The sequence below is a fragment of the Paenirhizobium naphthalenivorans genome, assembly GCF_007992095.1.
Classification (GTDB): domain Bacteria; phylum Pseudomonadota; class Alphaproteobacteria; order Rhizobiales; family Rhizobiaceae; genus Allorhizobium; species Allorhizobium naphthalenivorans.
On sequence record NZ_BJZP01000119.1, the window covers coordinates 1 to 810 of the forward strand.

Annotated in this window: 1 protein-coding gene; it reads right to left on the bottom strand. The window is 53.8% G+C overall.

From position 1 onward, the window contains the following. On the bottom strand, window positions 1–622 hold a 622-nt coding region (traR, locus tag RNA01_RS23450; protein WP_147182466.1), incomplete at its 3' end, for an autoinducer-binding transcriptional regulator TraR. Window positions 623–810: the final 188 nt, after the last annotated feature.

Genomic DNA, 810 nt, shown 5'->3' on the forward strand with positions numbered 1-810 from the left:
CAGAGCGGACGCCAGCATACTTTGCCTGCTCCAGTTCAGCGATCACCTCGACGGTTTTGCCAAGCGACAGCCAGCGAATGTAGTTCACCTGCTTCGGCGTCAGGACGATCTTTTCCTCGATGGAGGGCGTGACCCGCAAGTGCTCAAGACGGGCATGAAGTTGAGCGACCGCTGATGCAGCCATAATTGCATCAATCTCCATATCACTGGCAAGAGAAGGCTTCGCCGATGCAAAGGTCAGCATGGACATCGCACCGTTGGCAGTGGCGACCGGGATGGAAACGCCCGAGCGAATGTTGAAATCAGCGGCTTTCGAAAAGAAGTTTTTCTGCTCTTTTGAGAGCGAGCTCTTTTCGGCTTCGCCGGACCAGGCGAAAGCGCGCCTTATCAGTTGGGCCTGCCGCATGACCGGATCGATGAACCGGTAGTCCAGCGTGTCATAGATTTTCTGCCAGTCGATATCGTAGTTGGAGACCGCATAGGTCTGCCCCGGACGAATGTTGACGAAGGCATAGCCCACAAAATCGAACCGATCAGCAAGATTGGCCAGTGCGCCCTTGACCATGGACTGATCGTTTCCGATCACGGTGATATCCAGCAGTTTCTCGACCCAGTTTGTCATCCATACTCTCCCTGTAAATCGCACCCGTTCCGCGGTGGTGAAGTGCGTCGGCAGTCAGAGGGACCGCGACGCGCGCGAACAGTGACCTGGTAAAGAATGAAGCATATTCAATCGCGTAAGTTGACCATCACGGAATGGTTTTCTAAATCGTTTCGGCTAGGTTGAAAACCTCGGAATTTGCTTAGTCA